This is a genomic window from Burkholderia sp. BCC1208 (assembly GCF_902833095.1).
Taxonomy (GTDB): Bacteria; Pseudomonadota; Gammaproteobacteria; order Burkholderiales; family Burkholderiaceae; genus Burkholderia.
Window position 1 is genome coordinate 1 of record NZ_CADFDY010000034.1, and the last position, 324, is coordinate 324.

General features: G+C 50.3%; 1 rRNA gene. It reads right to left on the bottom strand.

Annotated elements, in window-relative coordinates:
• Positions 1–184, bottom strand: a 16S ribosomal RNA gene (locus HWX09_RS33430); the annotation flags it as partial.
• Positions 185–324 lie beyond the last annotated feature (140 nt).

The window sequence follows — 324 nt, forward strand, 5'->3', positions numbered from 1 at the left end:
TGGATCGTATGCGGTATTAATCCGGCTTTCGCCGGGCTATCCCCCACTACAGGACATGTTCCGATGTATTACTCACCCGTTCGCCACTCGCCACCAGGTGCAAGCACCCGTGCTGCCGTTCGACTTGCATGTGTAAGGCATGCCGCCAGCGTTCAATCTGAGCCAGGATCAAACTCTTCAGTTCAAACCTGTTACTGTTTTCGGTTCCGTAGAACCGGTCGCTCACTCAAAGCTGACAGGAATATGAATCACTTCATAAACCTGACTTACTTTAGTGTGAGACTCTTGATACTTTCGCTTTCTGATCCGAGGATCAGCTCGCTT